Source organism: Pandoraea sp. (assembly GCF_041919235.1).
Taxonomy (GTDB): domain Bacteria; phylum Pseudomonadota; class Gammaproteobacteria; order Burkholderiales; family Burkholderiaceae; genus Pandoraea.
In genome coordinates this window covers 46,949-68,439 of the sequence record NZ_JAYRUC010000002.1, presented here as the reverse complement: position 1 = coordinate 68,439, position 21,491 = coordinate 46,949, and the positions used below count along the sequence as shown (strand labels likewise).

Here is a 21,491-nt window from a genome sequence, read left to right as displayed (position 1 = left end):
CATGGCCGCCAGTCGGGAACAGCGCGCGAAGAACCTGCGCACGGGGTTGATTCTTGCCTCGGTGGTGTTGATCTTCTTCTTCGGCGTGATGATCAAGACCAAGCTGATGGGCGGTATCTGACACGGCACGCCCGCCACGAGGGTCGGGCGTGCCGGGCGATGCGGGTCCGCAGGCACAGATAGCAACGACAGCAACGACGGCAACGGCAACAAGCGGGGAGCCATCAAGGCGAATATGGGCGGTTTGCGAAGAATCAATGTGCGTACCTTGAGCAAGTTGTTGCTGATGGTCGCGGTGATGTTCGGTTTCGGCTACGCGATGGTGCCGTTCTACCGGGCGTTCTGCGAACTCGTGGGCATCAACCAGCTCGGCGATCGTGCGAGCGAGATCACCGCTCGCAATTCGCAGGTGGACGAAAGCCGCACGATCACCGTCGAGTTCGATGCCAACGCGCATGGACCGCTGCGTTTCAAGCCGGCGAAGAGCAGTTTGACGGTGCATCCGGGACAGATCGCGACCATCGAGTACGAAGTGGCGAATCAACAGGGCCACGAAGTGCGCGCTCAGGCCATCCCCAGCTACGCACCGGCGCAGGCCGCGAGTTACTTCAAGAAGATCGAATGCTTCTGCTTCACGCAACAGACCCTCAAGGCCGGAGAGGCCAAGGAATTCCCGGTGGTGTTCGTGGTGGATCCGAAGCTGCCCAAAGATGTGAATACGATCACGCTGTCCTATACTTTTTTCGACCTCGGCGAGAAAAATGCCGACCCGCGCACGGATGCGTCAAAGGCCACGCAGGTTGGCGGGTTGAACGCCGGGGCGACGGGAGGAGGCAAGGGCACGAATGGATGACCTGAAGGAAGCGACCCGGCGCAAGTTGTCATTCGCCCAGACCATCAAGGCGGTGTTCTGGTCGTTTTTCGGTGTGCGCAAGGGGCGGGATCACGACAGCGACATGGCGCAGCTCAATCCTGTGCATCTGATCGTCGCGGGCCTGATCGGGGGCATCCTGTTTGTCGTGGCGCTGGTGTTTCTGGCGAAGCTCGCCATTCGGCTCGCGACGTGAATGGCATAGACAAAGAGAACCAAGCCTGGAGAGAGAAGAATGAGCGGTCAACACCAAACGGCGCCTTACTACTTCGTGCCGGCCCCCTCGCGCCATCCGGTGAGCTGCAGCATCGGTCTGCTGGTGGTGCTTGCCTCGGCCGCTGCCTGGGTCAACGGACAACCCTGGGCCCCATGGACGGCGCTGGCCGGCCTGCTGTGGGTGCTGTGGGTGCTGCGCAGTTGGTTCGGCGACTCGATTGCCGAGTCCGAAGGCGGCCTGTACGGCAGACGCATCGACGCGTCCTATCGCTGGGGGATGAGCTGGTTCATCTTCTCGGAGGTCATGTTTTTCGCGGCGTTTTTCGGCGCACTGTTCTACGCGCGCACGCTGGCGATGCCGTGGCTTGGCGATCTCGACAACAAGCTGCTCTGGCCGGACTTCACCGCCGTGTGGCCGAACAGCGGGCCGGCGGGCGTTGTCGATGCCTTCAAGACGATGGGCCCGTGGCCGATCCCGACGCTCAACACGGCACTGCTGCTGACCTCGGGCGTCACGCTGACGATCTCGCACCATGCCCTGCGCGCCAACCATCGCGGCGCCGCGATCTTCTGGCTATTCTCCACCGTGGTGCTGGGCTTCGTCTTCCTGGGCTTTCAGGCGTACGAATATCACCACGCCTATACCGAATTGAATCTGAAGCTGACCTCGGGCGTGTATGGCTCGACATTCTTCCTGCTCACCGGTTTTCACGGATTCCACGTGATGTTGGGCGCGATCATGCTCTCCGTCATGCTGATTCGTTTGATCAGGGGGCATTTCACCCCGGAGCATCACTTCGGCTTCGAGGGCGCCGCATGGTACTGGCACTTCGTCGATGTGGTCTGGCTGGGGTTGTACGTTGTGGTCTACTGGCTCTGACGCCAAGACCGGCACGCGTATCTGACGCCGCCGGTCTCCGGCGGCGTTTCCATTTGCAGGGCGGCCACTGCCCCGGCACCGCCAGCAGGGTTTTACGGCCGGTCCCGATGCAATAGGCGCAGAATGCGGCTTTATGTCGCATGGACGCGGCGCGGCCGTTAGCCACCGCACCGTGCGACGACCGATGGCGCGACGACGATCGAAGCGGGGCGGCAAACATGGGGTGCGGCGATTTGCCGCAGGGCGGCCGGGCGAGACTCAGTATCTTATGCCCGTGCTGTGAATCCATCCCATCCAGTTGGCGAACAGGATGAGCAGGAACAGCGTCACCGACAGGCCGACGCGCACCATGAGCGAATGCACGGTGCGATTCGATCGGCCCTTGTCCCGCATCATGAAAAACAATGCGGACGCCAGACTGCCGAGAATCAGGACGAAGGCGATGGCAACGATAATGCGCATGATCTGTCCGATGACGGTGATTCGTTATTATCGGGCAACGGGCACGCGCTGGCACGCTGCAATGCAGTGTGTTCGGCCAGCGCCCGTTGCGCTGTCAGACAAGGAACGTACGTGTTGAAAACCCTTTTGCGCGGCATGCGCCCGGCACCGGCGGTGCTGATTCTGCTCGGCGTGCTGCTCACTGCGGCGCTGGGCGTGTGGCAGTATCAGCGCGCGCAGATGCGCCTGGCCCGTCAGGCGCAGATCGAGCAGGCGGAACATGCGCCGGTGATGGCGTTGGGCGCGCAAGCGTATTCGCTGGCCGACGTGGCGAACCGTCGCGTGCGCGTCACGGGCCGGTTCCTGCAGAACCGCGTGGTGTATCTGGACAATCGTCCGCGAAACGAGCTGCCCGGTTTCTACGTGGTGATGGCGCTGCAGATCGCGCCGGATCACGTGGTGCTTGTCAATCGCGGATGGTTGCCGCGCGATCTGCGCGATCGCACATCGATCATGCCGTATGCAACGCCGGCAGGCGACGTCACCATCGAGGGCATTGCGCAACCCGATCCGTCGCGTGCCTTCGAGTTGGGTCATGGCGGTTCGGCGCCGGGGCTCGCCATTCGCCAGAATCTCGATGTGGCGGATTACGCGCGCGAGACGTCGTTGGCGCTGCAACCGTTCGTCATCATGCAGACGAACGACACCGGCGATCATCTGCTGCGTGACTGGCCTGCGCCGGCGACCGGTGCGGACCGCAACTACGGTTACATGGCGCAGTGGGCCGGCATGTCGCTGATTCTTGCACTGCTGGGGCTGCGACTGGCGTATCGACGAGGGCGCCGGCTGGCGAGCGCCACCGACAACTTCAAGCGGGCATGAGGCGAGCATGAGTGCAGATGTAGGTACCGAGCGCACGGGCAATCCTGCAATCGATCCGGCGCAGCGGCGTCGTGCACGCCGTATGCTGGTGCTGCTGTTCGCCGTTTGTGCGGCGCCTGCGGTGGCGGCGTATCTGATGTACTACGTGTTCAAGCCGCAAGGCGGCACGTCGGCATATGGCAAGCTGATCGAGCCACAGCGGCCGTTGCCGGCGTTGGTTGTGCGCGATGACACGACGGGGGAGACGCTGCCGTTGTCGTCGCTCAAAGGCAAGTGGTTGATGATCAGTGCGGACACCGCCGCCTGTGACGAGAATTGTGTGAGCAAGTTGTTCTACATGCGGCAGATCCGCGTGTTGCAGGGCAATGAACGCACGCGCGTCGAGACGGTTTGGCTGGTGACGGACGATGCCCCGGTGTCCGACAAGCTCGACGCCGCGTATGAGGACACGCGTCGTCTGCGCGCCGATCCGGTCGCGCTGGCAGCGTGGCTGCCGACGCAGGACGGGACCGGCCTGCGCGATCACATCTACCTGGTCGATCCGCTGGGTAACCTGATGATGGCGTTCCCAAAGCATGCCGATCCCGGCAAGGTCAAGAGCGATCTGTCCCGACTGCTCAAATGGTCGGGAACGGGTTGAGGAGTGCGCTCCGGCCAACTAACCGAGACCGCGCGCGTCAGCGCCGGACATGACGAAGAACTGACGTAAAACCGATGCTTTACCTTCTGGAACTGGGCTTCATTGGCCTGTGTATCGCGGTGTTGCCGCTCGGCTGGGTGCTGTTGCGCCGCGACGCGAACAAGTACCGCAAACTGGCCTGGGTGACGACATTCCTCACGCTCGATCTGATTATGTTCGGCGGCTTCACGCGGCTCACGGATTCGGGCCTCGGGTGTCCCGACTGGCCGGGTTGCTATGGTACGTCGTCGCCGTTCGCCGCGCATGCGGACATTCACGCCGCGCAGGCGCTGTTGCCTACCGGCCCGGTAACCTTCGTCAAAGCGTGGATCGAGATGGTTCACCGCTATTTCGCGATGGCGGTCGGCGTACTCATCATTGCGCTGATGGTGATGGCCTGGGTCAAGCGGCGTGAGTTGAAGCAGTCGCCCTGGCTCGCCACGGGGTTGTTCTTCCTTGTTTGCGTGCAAGGGGCGTTCGGCGCGTGGACCGTTACGATGAAACTGCAGCCGGTGATCGTCACCACGCATCTGATGTTGGCGCTTACTTTGCTGGGGTCGCTCGGGTGGCTGGCGTCACGCCAGATGCCGCTCGCCAGCGTCGCGGCCGACCCGGGTGCCTTGCGCTGGCGTTGGGCGGCGCTTGTCGGACTGGCGTTGCTGGTGTTCCAGATTGCGCTTGGCGGGTGGGTGAGCACCAACTACGCCGTGCTCGCGTGTACCGACTTCCCGACGTGTCAGGGCCAGTGGGTGCCGCCGATGGACTTCCATAACGGCTTCAGGCTCTGGCGCGCTTTGGGCAAAACCGCCGGCGGCGAGGCGATTCCGATGGACGCACTCGTGGCGATCCATTGGGTGCACCGAACGTTCGCCGTGGTGGTGGTGCTGTATCTGGCCTGGCTGGCGAGCCGATTGCGGCGTCATGCAGCGCTCAGAAAGCCGTCGATACTGGTATTGATCCTGGTGCTGGTGCAATTCGCGACCGGATTGTCGAACATCGTTTTCCAATGGCCGTTGCTCAATGCCATCGCCCATAACGGCGGGGCGGCGGTCCTGTTGCTTTTGCTCGTTATGTTAAACTACCGCATTCGCGCCGCCAGAACGGCGTCCGTTACGGTCGGCCTTGCAGATCAGGCCGATCTTCCGGCGGCCCGCCAGAAGCCCCTCCCAGCAGCGGAGCCGGCAGCCGCACCACTCGCTGGCGCCCCGACTGGCTCGGCGTAGCGCATTGCCTCTGAGTGTATGAAAAGCACGACCCTTCCCCATCCGCCGGCTAGCCGTATCGCACAATACTGGGCGTTGACCAAGCCCCGTGTGACGCAGCTCGCCGTCTTCTGCGCCGTGATCGGCATGTTCCTGTCGACACGCGGCATGGTGCCGTGGCAGGTGCTGATCGGCGGCACCATCGGTATCTGGCTGCTCGCCGGGTCCGCCTTCGCCGTGAATTGCCTGATCGAGCAGCGTGTCGACGCGCTCATGCGCCGCACGGCGTGGCGCCCGTCCGCCCGTGGCGAGATCGCACCGTGGCAGATCGTTGTCTTCTCGACGATCCTCGGCGCGGCCGGCATGGCGGTGCTTTATACGTACACCAATGCGCTCACGATGTGGCTCACGCTCGCCACGTTCGTCGGCTATGCGCTGATCTACACCATCATCCTCAAGCCTTCCACGCCGCAGAACATCGTGATCGGCGGTGCGGCGGGGGCCATGCCGCCAGCGCTGGGGTGGGCGGCCGCCACCGGTGCCGTGCCGGCCGATGCGTGGATTCTGGTGCTCATCATCTTCGTCTGGACGCCGCCGCACTTCTGGGCACTTGCCCTCTATCGCCGCCAGGATTACGTGAATTCGGGACTGCCGATGTTGCCGAACACGCATGGGGAGAAATACACGCGTCTGCAGATCCTGCTCTACAGTGTGGTGCTGTTCGCGGTGTCGCTGCTGCCGTTCGCCCATCGCATGAGCGGCTACCTCTATCTGGTCTCGGCGGTTGTGCTCTCGGGCATCTTCCTCGGCTACGCGATCAAGCTGTGGCGCAATTATTCCGATGCGCTCTCGCGTTCGATGTTCCGCTATTCGATCGTCTACCTGTCGCTGCTGTTTGCGGCGTTGCTGGTCGACCATTACGTCCAGATCTTCCTGCTCGGCTGACCTTCGGCCGTCGCGGGCATCCTGAAGACAGGCGCGTGACGGCATGCTCGGCCGGCGCGCCTGTTGTACGTCCGGAAGGCGCCTTTCCATACGTTTTGAGGTCATTCGTTCATGAATCAGGCTGTGAATCGCTTGCGTCGCGCAACGCTGCTCATGGGGCTCACCGTGCTTCTCGCCGCGTGCGGCAAGGCCGGCCCGTCGTTCCAGAGTCTCGACATCACCGGGAACAAGGAATTCGCACAGGACTTTTCGTTGCAAGACCCCCAGGGCAAGACGCGCACGCTCGCCGATTACAAGGGCAAAGCCGTGGTGATGTTCTTCGGCTACACGCATTGTCCCGACGTGTGCCCGACCACGATGGCCGAACTCAATCAGGTCATGCAGAAGCTCGGCCCGGATGCGCAGCGCGTGCAGGTCATTTTCGTGACCGTCGACCCGCAGCGCGACACACCGGCGCTGATGGGCCAATACGTGCCCGCGTTCAACCCGGCCTTCGTGGGCCTTCGTCCGGCCGACGACGCTGCGCTCAAGGAAGTCACCAAGGCGTTCCGCGTGGTGGTCAACAAGGTCGAAGGCTCAACGCCGACGAACTACACCATCGATCACACCGCCGGCATCTACGTCTTCGACCCGAGCGGCCAGTTGCGTCTGTTCATGCGTCCGGACGAGTCGGTCGACGCAATGGCCAAGGATCTGAAGACGCTGCTGAGTTGAGCCAAGCCCGCGCATTGCGTCAAGGCGGTTGGGTAGACGTGCACGGCATAAAAAATCGCGCCCCTTGGGGCGCGATTTTTATTTCCGCTTTGCTCGTATCGAGCAGGCGGGTCAGGCTCAGTTGCCTTCCTGGCTGCGGCGTTCGAGGTCGTCATGCGCTTCGAACCACATCACGTTGATGATGCCGAACGCGAGTGCGAGGCCAAGGCCGAGAATCCAAGAGAAGTACCACATGTCGTGACTCCTTGATCAGTACATCGTGTGCGGGTTGTCGTTGACCGTCTCGAGCGTCACGCGGCCACGGATCACGCGATACACCCAGCCGGTGTAAAGCAGGATGATGGGCAGGAAGATCACCACGGCGATCAACATGATCTGCAGCGTGAGCTGGCTCGATGTGGCGTCCCAGACGGTCAGGCTGCTGCCGGGGGCCGTGGCCGAAGGCATCACGAACGGGAACATCGAGAAGCCGGCGGTGAGAATGATGCCGGCCATCATCAGCCCGGTGACCACGAACGTCCAGGCGTAGGCGCGGCTGGTCGCCAGCCCTGCGGCAAGCAAGGCGCACAGGCAGGCGACGACCGGTGCCGCGATCATCCACGGATAGGTGTGATAGTTCGTCAGCCACAGGCCGGGGCCGGTCGTGACCTGCTTCAGGAGCGGGTTGGCCGGCGAGTCGGTCGGACCCATCTGCGTGATGGCGAAGCCGTCGACATGCGTGGCGACGAGCACACCCGCAACGAGGAACAACAGCAGCGTGCCCAGCGCGGTGATGCGCATAATGCGTCCGGCGCGCTCGGCCACGATCGGATCGGCCTTCATGCGCAGATGCGCGGCACCGTGCGTGAGCAGCATCAGCAGGCTCACCAGACCGCACAGGAGTGCGAACGGATTGAGCAGGGCCCAGAACGAGCCGGTGTACGTCGAGCGCATGATGTTGTCGAACGAGAACGGCAGGCCGAGCAGCAGGTTACCGAAGGCCACACCGAAGACCAGCGACGGCACCACGCTGCCCACGAACAGCGCCCAGTCCCATGAATTGCGCCAGCGTGCGCTCGGCAGCTTGTTGCGGTAGTCGAAGCCCACCGGACGCAGGAACAGCGCGAAGAGCACGAGCAGCATGGCCCAATACAAGCCTGAGAACGCGGCGGCGTAGACGAGCGGCCAGGCGGCGAACATGGCGCCACCCGCTGTCACGAACCAGACCTGGTTGCCCTCCCAAGTGGGGGCAACGGTGTTGATGATGACGCGGCGCTCGGCGTCGGTCTTGCCCAGGAACGGCAGCAGCGTGGCTGTGCCCATGTCGAAGCCGTCGAAGAAGGCGAAGCCGATCAGCAGCACGCCGATGAGCACCCACCAGATCAGCTTGAGTACGGTGTAATCGATCATCATGATATGGTTTCTCCCTGACGATCAGACCGAAGTCGCCGGACGCTCGCCCGCGATGGCGGCACCGTCCGGACCTTCCGTCTCGAAGTGGTAGCGGCCGGTATGCAGCGACGACGGGCCGAGCTTGACGTACTTGACCATCAGGAACATTTCGATGACGAGCAGCGCGGTGTAGAAGATGATGAAGCCCGCGAGGCTCATGTACAGGTCGCTCGCGGAGAGCGACGAGGTCGAGAGGTGCGTCGGCAGAATGCCTGCGATGGTCCAGGGCTGCCGGCCCATTTCGGCAACGATCCAGCCGAATTCGGCGGCGAGCCACGGCAGCGGAATCGCCCACACCGTCCAGCGCAGGAACCATGCCGAGCGCGGTTTGAGCAGACGACGGCGCGCGCACAGCCAGAAGGCCCACAGGAACGTGAAGAGGAACAGGAAGCCCAGCCCGACCATGATACGGAACGACCAGAACACGGGCGCTACCGGCGGAATCGTATCGTTGGCCGCCATGAGGATCTGCTCCGGCGTGGCGTCGACAACGTTCGGCGTGTACTTCTTGAGCAACAGGCCGTAGCCGAGATCGTCCTTGTATTTGTCGAACTCGGCGCGCACGGCCGGCGACGGGTCGCCGCTGCGCAGTTTCTCAAGCGCTGCGAAGGCCAGCATGCCGCGCTGAATGTTCTCCTTGTGCTCGTCGCGAAGTTGCGTGAGACCGATCACCGGTGTGTCGATCGAGCGGGTCGCGATCAAGCCCATCACCCAGGGAATCTTCACCGCGTAGTCGGTACGCGCTTCTTTCTGGTTCGGGAAGCCGAACAGCGTGAACGATGCGGGCGGCTTGGCCGTTTCCCATTCGGCTTCGATCGCGGCGAGCTTGACCTTTTGTACTTCGCCCGTGGTGTAGCCCGATTCGTCGCCCAGCACGATGACCGACAGCGTCGAGGCCAGACCGAAGCCGGCCGCGACGGCGAAGGAACGCAGCGCGAACGGTACGTCACGGCGCTTGAGCAGATACCAGGCAGAGATGCCGAGCACGAACATGGCGGCGGTCACGTACCCGGCCGAGAGCGTGTGCACGAACTTCACCTGCGCAACCGGGTTGAAGATCACGTCCCAGATGCTGCTCAGCTCCATGCGCATGGTTTCGTAGTTGAAGTGCGCCCCGACCGGATTGTTCATCCAGCCGTTGGCCACGAGAATCCACAGCGCCGAGAGGTTCGAGCCCAACGCCACCGCAAACGTGGTTGCAAGGTGGCCAATGCGCGAGAGCTTATTCCAGCCGAAGAAGAACAGCCCCACGAACGTGGCTTCGAGGAAGAACGCCATCAGCCCTTCGATCGCGAGCGGCACCCCGAAAATGTCACCGACGTAGTGCGAGTAGTACGCCCAGTTGGTACCGAACTGGAATTCGAGCGTAAGCCCTGTGGTCACGCCCATCGCGAAGTTGATCAGGAAGAGCTTGCCCCAGAACTGGGTCATGTCCTTGTAGATGTGCTTGCCGGTCATCACATAGACCGACTCCATGATGACAAGCAGCCACGACAGGCCCAACGTGAGTGGGACGAACAGGAAGTGATACAGCGCCGTTATGGCGAACTGCAAGCGCGAGAGGTCAACGACTTCGCTACTGATCATGGCGGACACCTTGACTTGGGGTGGGGGATGGCGCTTCTACGGCTTGCGGCCCGATCAGGGCGCGGGCCACGACGTCCGGTGGCAGTTGCATGTGCTTGGCCATCGGCGCGTCGAAGAACGCGTGCTTCAGGATGAACAGGAGTACGACCTTGATCGCAAGGACGATCAGGATCTCGAACATGAAACGGGAAGGGCGGTTGCGCCAGCGCTTGATCACCCAGGCGGGCAGAGCGGCGAAGGCGGAGCGCGACGCCGCGACCGGTGCGGTGGCGGCGGGAGGCTTCAGACTGCTAGGAGATTGGGTGTCCATCCGTGACGGCTCCTGGCGTCGCAAAGTCGGGGTGTTGGAAGCAGCGTCGACTTTCGGCGCATTTTGCCTTATCGCATGAAAATGTCAAACCGCAGCGCGGGGGCGGATGACACGCAGATGACGCCAGTTCGAAGCGGTTCTGCGACCCCGAAAGGCGGCAGACCATGAGCGGATTCGAGACAAGGGTTCGGCGCAGCGAACGGCCCCCGGGCCGTCCTTCGCACGCAGCATGACCACGTACTCATTCATTCTAACGACACGTCCTCCGGGCGACCTTGCGATGCATCAAGTCAGGTGCAAATCACGGGTGAACTTTCGAAGTCCAACAAAAAAAGCCCCGTGAGTTTTCACGGGGCTTTGGGTCTCGGCGAGCGATGCCCGAGGGCGATCAACCGGGGCATGCGGCCATTTGCCGCGTTGCCATCGTCGATCGGATCGACGCATCACGCATAGGCTTGCAGCGCGCCTTTCATTTTCTTCATCGCGGCGACCTCGATCTGGCGGATGCGCTCGGCGGACACGCCGAACTCGTCTGCGAGTTCGTGCAGCGTGGCGCCGCCGCTGCCGTCGTCGGCGACCGCCAGCCAGCGCGCTTCGATGATGCGACGGCTGCGCGGGTCGAGGCGAGCGAGTGCCGTTTGCAGGCCGTCGCTTTGCAGCGTGTCGCGCTCGCGCGCGGCGATCACGGCGGTCGGCTCCTGATGCGAGTCGGCCAGGTAAGCGATGGGCGCGAAGCTCGCGCTGTCGCCATCGTCGCTGTGGCCTTCGAGGGCGATATCGCCACCCGACATGCGCGTCTCCATCTCGATGACGTCCTCGCGCTTGACGTTCAGATCGCGGGCGACCTGATCGATCTCTTCCGGCGTGAACGCATGCAGGCCTTGCTTCTGACTGCGCAGATTGAAAAACAGCTTGCGCTGGGCCTTGGTCGTAGCGACCTTGACCGTGCGCCAGTTGCGCAGCACGTATTCGTGAATCTCAGCCTTGATCCAATGCATGGCATACGACACGAGTCGCACGCCCTGGGTCGGATCGAAGCGCTTGACCGCCTTCATCAGGCCAATGTTGCCTTCCTGGATCAGATCGGCGTGCGGCAGACCGTAGCCGAGGTAGTTGCGCGCGATCGACACCACCAGACGCAAGTGCGAGAGCACGAGCTGACGGGCGGCTTCAAGGTCTTCGTTGTCGCGCAGACGCTTGGCGAGCGATTGCTCTTCCTCGGCGGAAAGCAGGGGAATGCGATTGACAGCTTGGATATAGCTGTCGATATTGCCCAGACTGCCCGGCAGCATCAAGGCCGACGGGGCGAGAGCGAGGGCACGCGAAGTCGGCGCCGTGCCGGTGGCCGGCGTCGTCGGATGCAAAGTGGCGGCAGTACTCAAGTGGTGGACTCCTGGTTAGCCTCTGGGGAAATATTTTAGCACTCTCTCCAGAAGAGTGCTAAAGACGTTAGAACCCTTGCCGGACGGGAAGTTTCCGGTGTCTCGGGGTTTTCCAGCAACCGCCATGAAACGAGCGAAGTCATCGGCGCAAACGTCGCGTGGATGGTGTAAATTTCAACCCACGCCGCGCGCGTTTGGGGGCGATGAAGATGGGAGATCAACATGGCTGGGAAGCATATCGACGCGGTACGTGAACGCGAATCGGCGCGCTTTGACGCGATGGTCGAGGGCGACGTTGAGCAACTCGACGCACTCCTGGCCGACGGTCTTCATTACGTTCATTCGAACGGCAAACGCGAAACCAAACGCGAATTTCTCGACGCGCTCACCTCGGGGCGCCGCCGTTACCTGGACATCGATATCCGGGCTCAGGAACTGCGCCAGTTCGGCAACACCGTTGTCGTCACCGGCAAGCTGAAGGTGGAACTGGAAACGGCGACCGGCTCGCTCGAATCGCAAATGGCCTATACGGCGGTACACGTGCTCGAGGCCGACGAATGGCACCTCATCTCATGGCAGGCGACCCGCATGGCGTCCGCCGACTGAGCCCCAGCCGGGCCACGCCCGCCGACCGAGCATGCGACGATCTTCCTCGTCACTTGCAAGGCGTCTTCTCAAAGTTAGTGGATAAGACTGACTTTCGGGATGAAATGTTCCGAAAAATTACAATAATTTTCGATTTCAGCGTTTCTTGCTGACTTCCGGCCGAATGGCGTGATGAAGTGACCGAATAGCGTTCGAGTGCCGGCGCGCGAGGCCGGCTTCCCTCATGCGACGCGTCCGAGCGCCTGACGAACCACCTCGACTTGCCGGGCGATGGGGGATGGCACGGGGACGTCGCCGGCCAACACGGCTTCGATCCATCGTGCCGTTGCGGGGGCGTCGGCAGTCGGCAGCGTCGGAGGAACGCCCGTGGTGCCTTCCTCCGCGGCTTGCCACAGCCGGTATGCGCCGTCGGAAAAGCCATCGATGGCTGCCTGACGACGGGCATCCGCGACCGGTTCGCCCTCCGTGCCGCGCGCGAGCAGTACCCCCGGCGCCGGGCTGTTGGCCACGTCGCCGAACATCTCGCTGAGCGTTTCCCGATATTCCGGGTGTGTGTAATTCACGAGCCGCAATGCGGGGCCGGCAAACGGTTGCAGCAGCTTCACCACGGTGTGCCCGGAGTTGCGCACGCCCAGCGCCGCACGCATTTCCAGCAGCCGCTCCAGCGCCGGCGAAAGTACGGCAATCGGTAGATAAGCGACGCGACGTGTCCGCAGCGCGGCTTCCGCCTCGGCCGCCGTTTGGCAGGCGGCGTGGCCCAGCGCGGCAAAGATCGCCTGCGTGCCGACGCGATTCGCGCCGCTGTGATGCTGGCCATGCGCGAGCACCGGAATGCCCTCGCGCGCAAGCAGCAACGCGAGCAGCGGCGTGAGATTCGGTTGTTTGCGCGCGCCGTTGTAGCTGGGCAGCAGGACCGGCGGCGGGGCGTCGGCAGGCGCGACCAGCGGTGTGAACGTTGCATGCGCGGCGTCGAGCATCGCCCGCAGTTCGACGGGCGTCTCGCCCTTGATGCGATAGGCGATCAGCACACCGCCCAGTTCTGCAGGGGCCACACGTTCGGCGAGGATGGCGTCGAACAAGGTCCGCGTCTCGTCGGCGTTGAGCGCGCGCGCGCCTTTCGCCCCTCGGGCGATGATTTTGAGCAGTGGCGCGCAGGCAAATGGGGCGGCAGAGGTCATGAAACGTCGGAGTCGGTGTTCGGTGGGCTGTGGGGCGGCGCTGCGACGACCCGGCAGGCAGAGACTTGCCCATCATACGCAATCCGGTGTCCTTGAGGCCAGCGCTTGCAGTACCATTTCGTGCTCAGGCGCGACGCCCGAGGCGGGTTGACCGCGCCGCGTCATTCAAAATTCTGCATTCGAGGTTAGTCATGTCCACGCTGTACAGTTATTTCCGCAGTTCCGCCGCGTATCGTGTACGGATCGCGCTGAATCTGAAGGGACTCGAATACGATACCGTGCCGGTGCACCTGGTGCGTGACGGCGGCGAGCAGCTCAAACCGGCGTACCGCGCGCTCAATGTCAATGGCTTGGTGCCGACCTTCGTCGATGGCGATGCCAACATTCATCAGTCGCTGGCCATCATCGAATATCTGGAAGATGTCCATCCGACGCCTGCGCTTTTGCCCGCCGATCCGGTGGCGCGTGCCCAGGTGCGGGCGCTGGCGCTCGACATCGCCGCCGACATCCATCCGATCGACAACCTGCGCGTGCTGCGTTACCTCAAACACGAACTGGGGGTGACCGACGCACAGAAGAATGCGTGGTACGCACATTGGGTCGTGGAAGGTTTTACGGCACTTGAAGCCCGGCTGGCCGCCCAGTCCGCTCGGGGCGCGTTCGCGTTCGGCGATACGCCGACGCTCGCGGACTGCTGCCTTGTGCCGCAGGTCTATAACGCCAGCCGATTCCAGGTGGACATGACGCCATTCCCGCGCATTGCCGCTGTCAACGCACATTGTCTGACGCTCGACGCATTCCGCCGTGCTGCGCCCGAGGCGCAACCCGACGCCGAATAGGCGAGGCGGCACACGATGCTGGATCCGGCTTTCTGGCGAGGCATGGCGCTCGGTGGCAGCCTCATCATGGCTATTGGTGCGCAGAATGCTTTCGTGCTGCGCCAGGGCATTTTGCGGCGTCATGTCGGCGTGGTCGTGGCCGTCTGTGCGATATGCGACATGGCCTTGATCGCAGCGGGCGTGGCCGGTATGGGCGGTCTGATCGCCGCCTATCCGCGCTTCCTGACGGCGGTAACATGGGGCGGTGCGGCGTTCCTGTTCTGGTACGGCCTGCGTGCCTGGCGAGCGGCCTTTCGCGGTGCGAGCGCGTTGCAGGCCGACGGTAGTCGTGCCGCCACGCAGGCGATGACTTGGCAACGAGCGTTGGTGCTCGTGTTGATGCTCTCGTTGCTCAATCCTCACGTCTATCTCGACACGGTGATTCTGCTGGGCGGTATCGGCGCGCGTGAGGCGCCGCCTGGCAACGTCTGGTTCGCCTCGGGTGCGATGACGGCCTCCGTCCTGTGGTTCTGCACGCTCGGCTATGGCGCGCGCGTGCTCGCGCCCCTGTTCTCGCGTGCCCGTGCGTGGCAGATCCTCGATGGCATTGTCGGCACGATGATGTGGGGACTTTGCGCGGGGCTCGTCGTCCAACAGTGGTAACGCCCGGTTCGCCCGCAGCGATATTTCACGCTGCCTGAAAAACCAACGGCCCGTCACTTCGCGTGGACGGGCCGTTGGCAGGGTGGCCGACGTTTGGGTTGGCGTCGCCCGTTGCCCTTATCCGAGCAGGGCGTCGGCGAATTCGCGAGCGGAGAACGGCTGCAAATCTTCAACCTTCTCGCCTACGCCGATGAAATACACCGGCACCGGGCGCTGACGCGCGATCGCCGCGAGAATGCCGCCCTTGGCGGTGCCGTCGAGCTTGGTCACGATCAGCCCGGTGAGTTGCAGCGCGTCGTCGAACGCCTTGACCTGCGCGAGGGCGTTTTGTCCCGTGTTGGCGTCGATCACGAGCAGTACCTCGTGCGGCGCACCCTCGGCGGCCTTGCCCAGAACACGCTTGATCTTCTTGAGCTCTTCCATGAGATGCAGTTGCGTGGGCAGGCGCCCGGCGGTGTCGGCCATCACGATGTCGATCTTGCGCGCGCGTGCGGCGTTCACGGCGTCGAACACGACGGCGCCAGGGTCTCCGCCTTCCTGCGAAATCACGGCGACGTTGTTGCGCTCGCCCCAGATCGTCAGTTGTTCGCGCGCCGCCGCGCGGAAGGTGTCGCCAGCCGCAAGCAGTACGGACTGGTGATAGTGCTGGAAGTGCTTGGCGAGTTTGCCGATGCTCGTCGTCTTTCCTGCGCCGTTCACGCCAGCGATCATCACGACCATCGGCGATTCGCGACCGAGTACCAGACTCTGCTCCAGCGGTTGCAGCAATTCGACCAGCAGATCGTGCAGCGCGCGCTTGACCTGTTCGCCTTCGGCCAGCCGTTCGGCTTTGACTTTCTTGCGCAATGCGTCGATCAGGAACGCAGTGGCTTCCACGCCAGCGTCGCTCATCAGCAAAGCGCCCTCCAACTCCTCGAACAGGCTTTCGTCGACCTTCACGCCGACGAAGATGCCCGTGAGGCCGGCGCTCGTCTTCGATAGTCCGGCCTTCAGGCGCGTGAGCCATGAGCGCTTGGCTGCCGATGTCTGGGCAGGCGCAGCGACGATCTCGCCGATGGCGTCACCGTGGGCATCCGTCACGACGATGGGCGCCCGCGCTGCGGGCGTTGCGATCGGCTCGGCGAGCGTAGGCGCAGGCTGCGCAGCAGGCCCGGGCGTTGGGACGTTCACCGGTGCGGGCTCGGAATGCGCCGCGTTTTCTACGGAGCTGGCGAGCGCAAGCGCGTCGGCCGGAGCGGCCGCAGGTGTGGCGTAAGCCGGTGGGGTCGCGGGTGACGAAGCGTTGGGCTGGGCCTGCGGGGCGTCGGAGCTCGCCGCGTCGCGCTCGAGCGTCACGCCCGACGACGCCGGCCATTTCGGCGTTTCAGGTGTTTCCGGTGTTTCCGGTGCTTGAGGTGCTTGAGGTGCTTCCGGCGATTTCGTTGAAGGCGCCGGAGCGGCCGCCGCAGCGGGTTCAACGGTATTACCGGACTCGACGGACTCGATGGACTGGACGGATTCCGGCGACTCGGCCGATGCGGGACTCGTCTCGGCGGCTTTGCTGCCGCCCGACTTGAAGCGCTTGAAGAAGCTGAACATGGGGTGAAGAACTCGACGTGAGCGCACGCGATGGGCATGCGTCTGTGATTTGTCCTGCCATTCGCGCCGCACAAAACGCCCTACAATGGGCGGGTCGTTGTTTCCGACGCGGGAAATGCGACGTATTTTATCAGACGCGAATCAACGTCCAGTACGGGCGAAAGGGGATCCATGACGGGAACCATGCGCTGGCGACATGCCTTTGCCGGGCTGGCCTTGGCCGGTGTGATGAGCCTTGGCCATGCGGCCGAGGCGACCGGCAGCAAAACGACGGATAACACGTCGGAATTCACGCTATCGAACGGACTTCGGTTGATCGTGCGCGAAGACCACAGGGCGCCGACCGTGGCCCATGTGGTCTGGTACCGCGCCGGCTCGCTCGACGAGTTCAACGGCACCACGGGCGTCGCCCACGTGCTGGAGCACATGATGTTCAAGGGCACGAAAACGGTCGGGCCCGGCCAGTTCTCGCGTCAGGTTGCGGCGTTGGGCGGTCGTGAGAACGCATTCACCAGCAAGGACTATACGGGTTACTTCGAGCAGACGGAGAAGTCGCGTCTACCGGAGATGATGCGTCTCGAGGCCGACCGCATGGCCAATCTCACGCTCTCTGGCGACGAGTTCGCAAAAGAGATACAGGTGGTCATGGAAGAGCGCCGTCTTCGCACGGACGATCAGCCGCGCGCATTGCTCTACGAGCAATTGATGGCGTCGGCACTCGTCGCCAATCCGTACCGTCGCCCGATCGTCGGCTGGATGGACGATCTTCAGCACATGACCGTTCAGGACACGCGCGACTGGTATGCGCGATGGTACGCGCCGAACAATGCCGTGGTGGTCGTGAGTGGCGACGTGGAGCCTGCGCAAGTCAGGCAACTCGCCGAGAAGTACTACGGACCGATCAAGCCGCATGCATTGCCGGAGCGCCGTGCGCAGAACGAGCCGGCGCAAATGGGCGTGCGCCGGGTGTTCGTGAAGGCGCCGGCCGAGAATCCGAACGTGATGCTCGCGTGGCGTGCGCCGCGTCTGACCGATGTCGAGAAGGATAACGATGTCTACGCGCTGCAAGTGCTCGCCGCCGTGCTGGACGGCTATGGCAATGCACGCCTGACGAGCCGTCTCGTGCGTGAGCAGCGCATCGCGAACGATGTCGGCGCGAGCTATGACGGTGTTGGCCGTGGTCCGCAGTTCTTCATCCTCGACGGCACACCCGCGCAAGGCAAGACCCCCGAGCAGATCGAGAAGGCGCTGCGCGCGCAGGTGGCCGACATTGCGGCGCATGGCGTGACGGCCGCCGAACTCAAGCGCGTGAAGGCGCAGGTGGTGGCCTCCCAGATCTACAAGCGAGACTCGGTGTTCGGGCAGGCGATGGAAATCGGCCTGAACGAAATGTCGGGGATCTCGTGGCGGCAGATCGATCGCATGCTGGAAAAGGTGAAAGCGGTGACGCCAGCACAGGTGCAGGCGGTGGCTGGCAAGTATTTCGGCGACGAGTCCTTGACCGTGGCGACGCTGGTGCCGCAGCCGATCGACGAAGCGACACGCAAGCGCCGCGCCCAAGGGGCGCAAGACCTGAAGAACATGCGCTGAGAGGGCCACACGATGATGAAAATTTCCGCACGTTTGCGTGCGTTCTGCTTGCCTGCCCGTACGGGGCTTCTGGCGTGCGTGGCGGCAGGCGCCCTGATCGCCGCCGTGCCGCTGTCCGCCCGCGCGGCGCTGCCGATCCAGCGTTGGATCGCGCCGTCCGGGGCCAAGGTGCTGCTCGTGGAGAGCCGGTCGATCCCGATGATCGACCTGAACATCGATTTCGATGCTGGCAGCCGCTACGATCCGCCGGGCAAGGCTGGGTTGGCATTGCTCACGGCGGGCTTGCTTGACGCTGGCGCAGCCGCGGCGGCAGGGCGTCCCGCGTTGAGCGAGGCGCAGATTGCCGACCGCTTTGCCGACGTTGGGGCGATGGAGGGGACGAGTGCCGGACGCGACGCTGCGACCGTCACCGTGCGCACGTTGTCGTCGGCGGCCGAGCGCGATGCCGCGCTGGGGACGGTGGCGCAGTTTCTCCAACATCCCACGTTCCCCGACGCCGTACTCAAGCGCGAAACGGCGCGCCTGTCATCGGCGATTGCGGAGTCCGACACGAAGCCCGAGGCGATCGCGGCGAAGGCATTTCGCAGTGCGATCTACGGTCGGCATCCCTATGGCGTGAGCCCGACGGTGGCCAGCGTGAACGCCGTGACGCGCGACGATCTGCTGCGCTTCTACCGCGACATGTACAGCCCGAAGCGGGCCGTCGTCACGATCGTTGGCGACATCGATCGCGCGCAAGCGGAGAAGCTCGTCGCCACGCTCATCGACGCCATGCCGGCCGGGGTGACGCCCCCGGCGATGCCGGCCGTCGCGCCGCTGCGCAGTGCTGTGCAGATCGATTTGCCGCACCCGGCAGAGCAGGCGCATATCGTGACGGGACAGGCGTCGGTGGCCCGTAGCGACCCCGATTACTTCCCGTTGCTCGTGGGGAACTACGTGCTGGGCGGCGGCGGGTTCGTATCGCGCTTGACGGCGGAAGTGCGTGAGAAGCGCGGTTTGACATACGGCGTGTCGAGCGGGTTTTTGCCGCAGTTGCAGGAGGGGCCGTTCGAGATCAGTTTGCAGACGCGGCGCGAGCAAGCGCGCGAAGCGCTCACGGTGGTGCGTCAAACGCTCGCCAGGTTCGTGCAAGATGGGCCGACCGACGCTGAGATGCAGGCCGCGAAGGACAACCTGACCAATGGATTTCCGCTGCGCCTCGACAGCAACCGCAAGCTGCTGGCGAACGTGGCCGCGATTGGCTTCTACAATCTGCCGCTGGACTATCTCGACACGTGGACGAGCAAGATCGAAGCCGTGACCGCCGCGCAGGTGAGGGACGCCTTTGCGCGTCACGTGCAGCCGGACCGGCTTGTCACCGTCGTGGTGGGACCGAGTGGTGTCTTCGATGCAGCGAGCGCGGCCACCGCGCCGCCGGGGAGCAAGCCTGCGGCACGCACGCCCACGAAATGATCGTTGCAGGGGTCCCCGGCCGTAGCGCCGATCGAATTACGGCACCGGAGATTCCCGGTGCCGTTTTTTTCGTTTTTTTGATCGGGCGACGATAGACCCAGAGGCGCGGCGCGGTCTCAGCGAAGAATGCGCCGACGCAGTAGCACCAGCGCCACGATGAACCCGGCGATTGCGTAGACGGCGAGCGCGCCAGCGTGCAGCCACGGCAGATCGATGGGGCGTCCGAGCATGGCTGGGCGAATCAGGGCGACGGCGTGCGCCAGGGGTAACCACTCCGTCACATGACGCGCCGCCGCCGGGAGTTGCGCCAACGGGAAGAACACCCCGGAGAGAAGCAGCATCGGGGTCATCACCAGCGTCTGATAGAACATGAAGAAGTCGTAGCTCGGCGCGAGCGCTGTCATCACCATTGCCAGGCTCGCGAATGCCAGTCCCGCCAGCACGACCGCTGGCAGCACGATCGGCAGGGCGTCGAGGCGTGCATAACCGAGCACGCTTGCCACCAGCAGGATGGCAAGCCCCGAGAGCACGGCCTTGCTGGCGGCCCACACGACTTCACCGAGCACCACGTCGCCCAAGGTGAGCGGCGTGTGCATGAGCGCCTCCCACGTGCGTTGTACGTGCATGCGCGAGAAGCCCGAGTACATTGACTCGAAGCTGGCAGAGAACATCACGCTGGAGCCGACGGTGCCTGCGGCGAGAAACGCGATGTATGAGGTGCCATCGACTTCGCCGACCATCATGCCGAGTCCGAATCCCAGACCGAAGAGATAGATCATCGGGTCGGCCAGATTGCCGAAAATCGACGCGATCGCGAGCTTGCGCCAGACGAGGAAGTTACGCCGCCAGACGCCCATCCAGGGCGTGGCGCCCGGGAGATAGCGCGGCGCCTCGGGGCGGTGTCCGGGTGGCGCGCCCGCCATCGAGACGTCGGCGCCCACGCGGTCCGGTGGACGGCCGGGCGTGTGAGCGTCGTGATCAGTCATCGCGCATCTCCCGTCCGGTGAGTTTTAGGAAAACGTCTTCCAGATTGGCGCGCCGGTGGAGATAGCGCACGCCTGGCTGATCCTGCAGCGCGCTCACGACCGGAGACGCATCGCGCACGTAGCAGAAGTGCGTCTCGCCGCTCGTTTCGATGCGCTCGGCCAACGGCGCCAGTCGGGTGAGCAGGGCGGGCGGTACTTCGCCGAACAGCTCGACGACGTCGCAACCGATTTCACGCGCGACGAGTTCAGGGGGCGTGCCCTCGGCGATCTTGCGGCCGGCGTCGATCACGCACAGGCGATGGCATAGGCGTTCGGCTTCTTCCATGAAGTGTGTGGTGAGCAGAATCGTCTTGCCCTCGTTCATCAGCGATTTGAGTCGCTCCCAGATCAGGTGCCGTGCCTGCGGATCGAGGCCAGTGGTGGGCTCGTCAAGCACCAGCAGATCGGGGTTGTTGACGAGAGCACGAGCGAGCGTGAGGCGGCGTTTCATGCCGCCCGAGAGTTGGCCGACGCGGGCATCGGCCTTCGATTCGAGGCGCGCAAACGCGAGCAGGGCGGGCACGCGCTCCCGGAGGGCGGCGCTGGAGAGTCCGAAATAACGGCCGAAGACGGCGAGATTCTCGCGCACGGTGAAATCGGGGTCCAGGTTGTCGAATTGGGGCACGACACCCACGCGGCGTCGCGCCTCTGGTGCCATTCGCGGGACAGGCATGCCGCCGAGGCGGATGTCACCGCTGTCGGGCGTGACCAGGCCCAGCAACATACGTAATGTGGTGGTCTTCCCCGCCCCATTCGGACCCAGCAGGCCGAAGCACTCGCCCGGCGCGACACGCAGCGACAGGTGATCGACCACGGGACGGCCGTCGTAGGCCTTGCACAGATCTGTGACTTCGATGGCGGCATCGGTCATGACGAATCAGCCGGTCTCCGGTTGAGTGGCGAGGCGCTTCGCCTGTGCAGCACCGCCGCATTGGCGCACGCGCATTCGCCGGGATTGACGTATGGCCGCGTGCGTTGGGTGCCCGTATGGGGCAGGTGCCGCGGGCGATGTGGTATGTTTCGCCTCAACAATGTAGCGTG

General features: G+C 63.8%; 24 protein-coding genes. 14 read left to right on the top strand and 10 right to left on the bottom strand.

Annotation, left to right across the window (positions count from 1 at the left end):
* Window position 1 precedes the first annotated feature (1 nt).
* The 4 genes from ACE3UG_RS01865 to ACE3UG_RS01850 all read left to right on the top strand — a co-directional run bounded on the left by ACE3UG_RS01865 (window position 2) and on the right by ACE3UG_RS01850 (window position 1,967).
* Window positions 2-121, top strand: coding sequence for a cytochrome oxidase small assembly protein (locus ACE3UG_RS01865; RefSeq protein ID WP_374618838.1), 120 nt, complete (start codon window positions 2-4; stop codon window positions 119-121).
* A 114-nt stretch (window positions 122-235) separates the two neighbouring features.
* Window positions 236-853 (top strand): cytochrome c oxidase assembly protein, encoded by a 618-nt coding sequence (locus ACE3UG_RS01860; RefSeq protein ID WP_374618835.1) that lies wholly within the window; start codon window positions 236-238, stop codon window positions 851-853.
* Entirely contained in the window at window positions 846-1,067 is a 222-nt protein-coding gene (locus ACE3UG_RS01855) for a DUF2970 domain-containing protein (RefSeq protein WP_374618832.1), read from the top strand. The genes ACE3UG_RS01860 and ACE3UG_RS01855 overlap by 8 nt, the downstream gene beginning before the upstream one ends.
* A gap of 39 nt (window positions 1,068-1,106) precedes the next feature.
* Window positions 1,107-1,967: a cytochrome c oxidase subunit 3 gene (locus ACE3UG_RS01850; protein ID WP_374618829.1), complete on the top strand. Its 861-nt coding sequence runs from the start codon at window positions 1,107-1,109 to the stop codon at window positions 1,965-1,967.
* Between the two features lie 258 nt (window positions 1,968-2,225).
* Here the strand turns inward: ACE3UG_RS01850 and ACE3UG_RS01845 are convergent, their stop codons facing one another.
* The gene (locus ACE3UG_RS01845) at window positions 2,226-2,429 is read right to left on the bottom strand and encodes a twin transmembrane helix small protein (RefSeq protein ID WP_023597799.1); all 204 of its coding nucleotides are present in this window, start codon (window positions 2,427-2,429) and stop codon (window positions 2,226-2,228) included.
* A gap of 135 nt (window positions 2,430-2,564) precedes the next feature.
* Here ACE3UG_RS01845 and ACE3UG_RS01840 point away from each other — a divergent pair, with 135 nt between their 5' ends.
* From ACE3UG_RS01840 to ACE3UG_RS01820, 5 genes are all read left to right on the top strand, one after another.
* Window positions 2,565-3,290, top strand: a complete 726-nt coding sequence (locus ACE3UG_RS01840; protein ID WP_374619296.1) for an SURF1 family protein — start codon at window positions 2,565-2,567, stop codon at window positions 3,288-3,290.
* Between the two features lie 7 nt (window positions 3,291-3,297).
* Window positions 3,298-3,930 (top strand): SCO family protein, encoded by a 633-nt coding sequence (locus ACE3UG_RS01835; protein WP_374618826.1) that lies wholly within the window; start codon window positions 3,298-3,300, stop codon window positions 3,928-3,930.
* 74 nt (window positions 3,931-4,004) lie between these two features.
* On the top strand, window positions 4,005-5,192 hold the full coding sequence (locus ACE3UG_RS01830; RefSeq protein ID WP_374618823.1) for a heme A synthase: 1,188 nt from the start codon (window positions 4,005-4,007) through the stop codon (window positions 5,190-5,192).
* Between the two features lie 18 nt (window positions 5,193-5,210).
* Complete coding sequence (cyoE, locus tag ACE3UG_RS01825) at window positions 5,211-6,116, top strand: heme o synthase (protein ID WP_374618820.1); 906 nt, start codon at window positions 5,211-5,213, stop codon at window positions 6,114-6,116.
* Between the two features lie 111 nt (window positions 6,117-6,227).
* Window positions 6,228-6,830, top strand: coding sequence for an SCO family protein (locus ACE3UG_RS01820; protein ID WP_374618816.1), 603 nt, complete (start codon window positions 6,228-6,230; stop codon window positions 6,828-6,830).
* Window positions 6,831-6,947: 117 nt separating this feature from the next.
* On the opposite strand, the gene cydX is transcribed toward ACE3UG_RS01820, so the two are convergent.
* From cydX to rpoH, 5 genes are all read right to left on the bottom strand, one after another.
* Window positions 6,948-7,064 carry a cytochrome bd-I oxidase subunit CydX gene (gene cydX, locus ACE3UG_RS01815; protein WP_023597792.1) on the bottom strand — a complete coding sequence of 39 codons (117 nt, stop codon included), beginning with the start codon at window positions 7,062-7,064 and terminating at the stop codon, window positions 6,948-6,950.
* Window positions 7,065-7,079: 15 nt separating this feature from the next.
* Window positions 7,080-8,216 (bottom strand): cytochrome d ubiquinol oxidase subunit II, encoded by a 1,137-nt coding sequence (gene cydB / locus ACE3UG_RS01810; RefSeq protein ID WP_374619293.1) that lies wholly within the window; start codon window positions 8,214-8,216, stop codon window positions 7,080-7,082.
* A gap of 27 nt (window positions 8,217-8,243) precedes the next feature.
* Window positions 8,244-9,848, bottom strand: a complete 1,605-nt coding sequence (locus ACE3UG_RS01805; protein ID WP_374618812.1) for a cytochrome ubiquinol oxidase subunit I — start codon at window positions 9,846-9,848, stop codon at window positions 8,244-8,246.
* The gene (cydP, locus tag ACE3UG_RS01800; protein WP_374618809.1) at window positions 9,838-10,158 is read right to left on the bottom strand and encodes a cytochrome oxidase putative small subunit CydP; all 321 of its coding nucleotides are present in this window, start codon (window positions 10,156-10,158) and stop codon (window positions 9,838-9,840) included. Before cydP ends, ACE3UG_RS01805 begins: the two co-directional genes overlap by 11 nt.
* A gap of 443 nt (window positions 10,159-10,601) precedes the next feature.
* Window positions 10,602-11,540, bottom strand: a complete 939-nt coding sequence (rpoH, locus tag ACE3UG_RS01795) for an RNA polymerase sigma factor RpoH (RefSeq protein WP_374618807.1) — start codon at window positions 11,538-11,540, stop codon at window positions 10,602-10,604.
* Window positions 11,541-11,762: 222 nt separating this feature from the next.
* On the opposite strand from rpoH, the gene ACE3UG_RS01790 reads away from it, so the two are divergent.
* On the top strand, window positions 11,763-12,146 hold the full coding sequence (locus ACE3UG_RS01790; protein ID WP_374618804.1) for a nuclear transport factor 2 family protein: 384 nt from the start codon (window positions 11,763-11,765) through the stop codon (window positions 12,144-12,146).
* Between the two features lie 221 nt (window positions 12,147-12,367).
* On the opposite strand, the gene ybiB is transcribed toward ACE3UG_RS01790, so the two are convergent.
* Window positions 12,368-13,324 (bottom strand): DNA-binding protein YbiB, encoded by a 957-nt coding sequence (ybiB, locus tag ACE3UG_RS01785; RefSeq protein ID WP_374618801.1) that lies wholly within the window; start codon window positions 13,322-13,324, stop codon window positions 12,368-12,370.
* A 191-nt stretch (window positions 13,325-13,515) separates the two neighbouring features.
* Here ybiB and maiA point away from each other — a divergent pair, with 191 nt between their 5' ends.
* Together maiA and ACE3UG_RS01775 are read left to right on the top strand one after the other, a co-directional pair.
* Complete coding sequence (gene maiA / locus ACE3UG_RS01780; RefSeq protein ID WP_374618798.1) at window positions 13,516-14,163, top strand: maleylacetoacetate isomerase; 648 nt, start codon at window positions 13,516-13,518, stop codon at window positions 14,161-14,163.
* A gap of 15 nt (window positions 14,164-14,178) precedes the next feature.
* Window positions 14,179-14,805, top strand: coding sequence for a LysE/ArgO family amino acid transporter (locus ACE3UG_RS01775; RefSeq protein ID WP_374618795.1), 627 nt, complete (start codon window positions 14,179-14,181; stop codon window positions 14,803-14,805).
* A 117-nt stretch (window positions 14,806-14,922) separates the two neighbouring features.
* Here the strand turns inward: ACE3UG_RS01775 and ftsY are convergent, their stop codons facing one another.
* Window positions 14,923-16,383, bottom strand: a complete 1,461-nt coding sequence (ftsY, locus tag ACE3UG_RS01770) for a signal recognition particle-docking protein FtsY (RefSeq protein WP_374618793.1) — start codon at window positions 16,381-16,383, stop codon at window positions 14,923-14,925.
* Between the two features lie 171 nt (window positions 16,384-16,554).
* Here ftsY and ACE3UG_RS01765 point away from each other — a divergent pair, with 171 nt between their 5' ends.
* Together ACE3UG_RS01765 and ACE3UG_RS01760 are read left to right on the top strand one after the other, a co-directional pair.
* On the top strand, window positions 16,555-17,973 hold the full coding sequence (locus tag ACE3UG_RS01765; RefSeq protein ID WP_374618791.1) for a M16 family metallopeptidase: 1,419 nt from the start codon (window positions 16,555-16,557) through the stop codon (window positions 17,971-17,973).
* Window positions 17,974-17,985: 12 nt separating this feature from the next.
* Window positions 17,986-19,425, top strand: a complete 1,440-nt coding sequence (locus ACE3UG_RS01760; RefSeq protein ID WP_374618788.1) for a M16 family metallopeptidase — start codon at window positions 17,986-17,988, stop codon at window positions 19,423-19,425.
* 116 nt (window positions 19,426-19,541) lie between these two features.
* Here ACE3UG_RS01760 and ACE3UG_RS01755 read toward each other — a convergent pair whose 3' ends face one another.
* Both ACE3UG_RS01755 and nodI read right to left on the bottom strand, forming a co-directional pair.
* A complete protein-coding gene (locus tag ACE3UG_RS01755; protein WP_374619290.1) occupies window positions 19,542-20,348 on the bottom strand; it encodes an ABC transporter permease in 807 nt (268 codons plus the stop codon).
* Between the two features lie 55 nt (window positions 20,349-20,403).
* On the bottom strand, window positions 20,404-21,321 hold the full coding sequence (gene nodI / locus ACE3UG_RS01750) for a nodulation factor ABC transporter ATP-binding protein NodI (RefSeq protein WP_374618786.1): 918 nt from the start codon (window positions 21,319-21,321) through the stop codon (window positions 20,404-20,406).
* Between the last annotated feature and the right edge of the window lie 170 nt (window positions 21,322-21,491).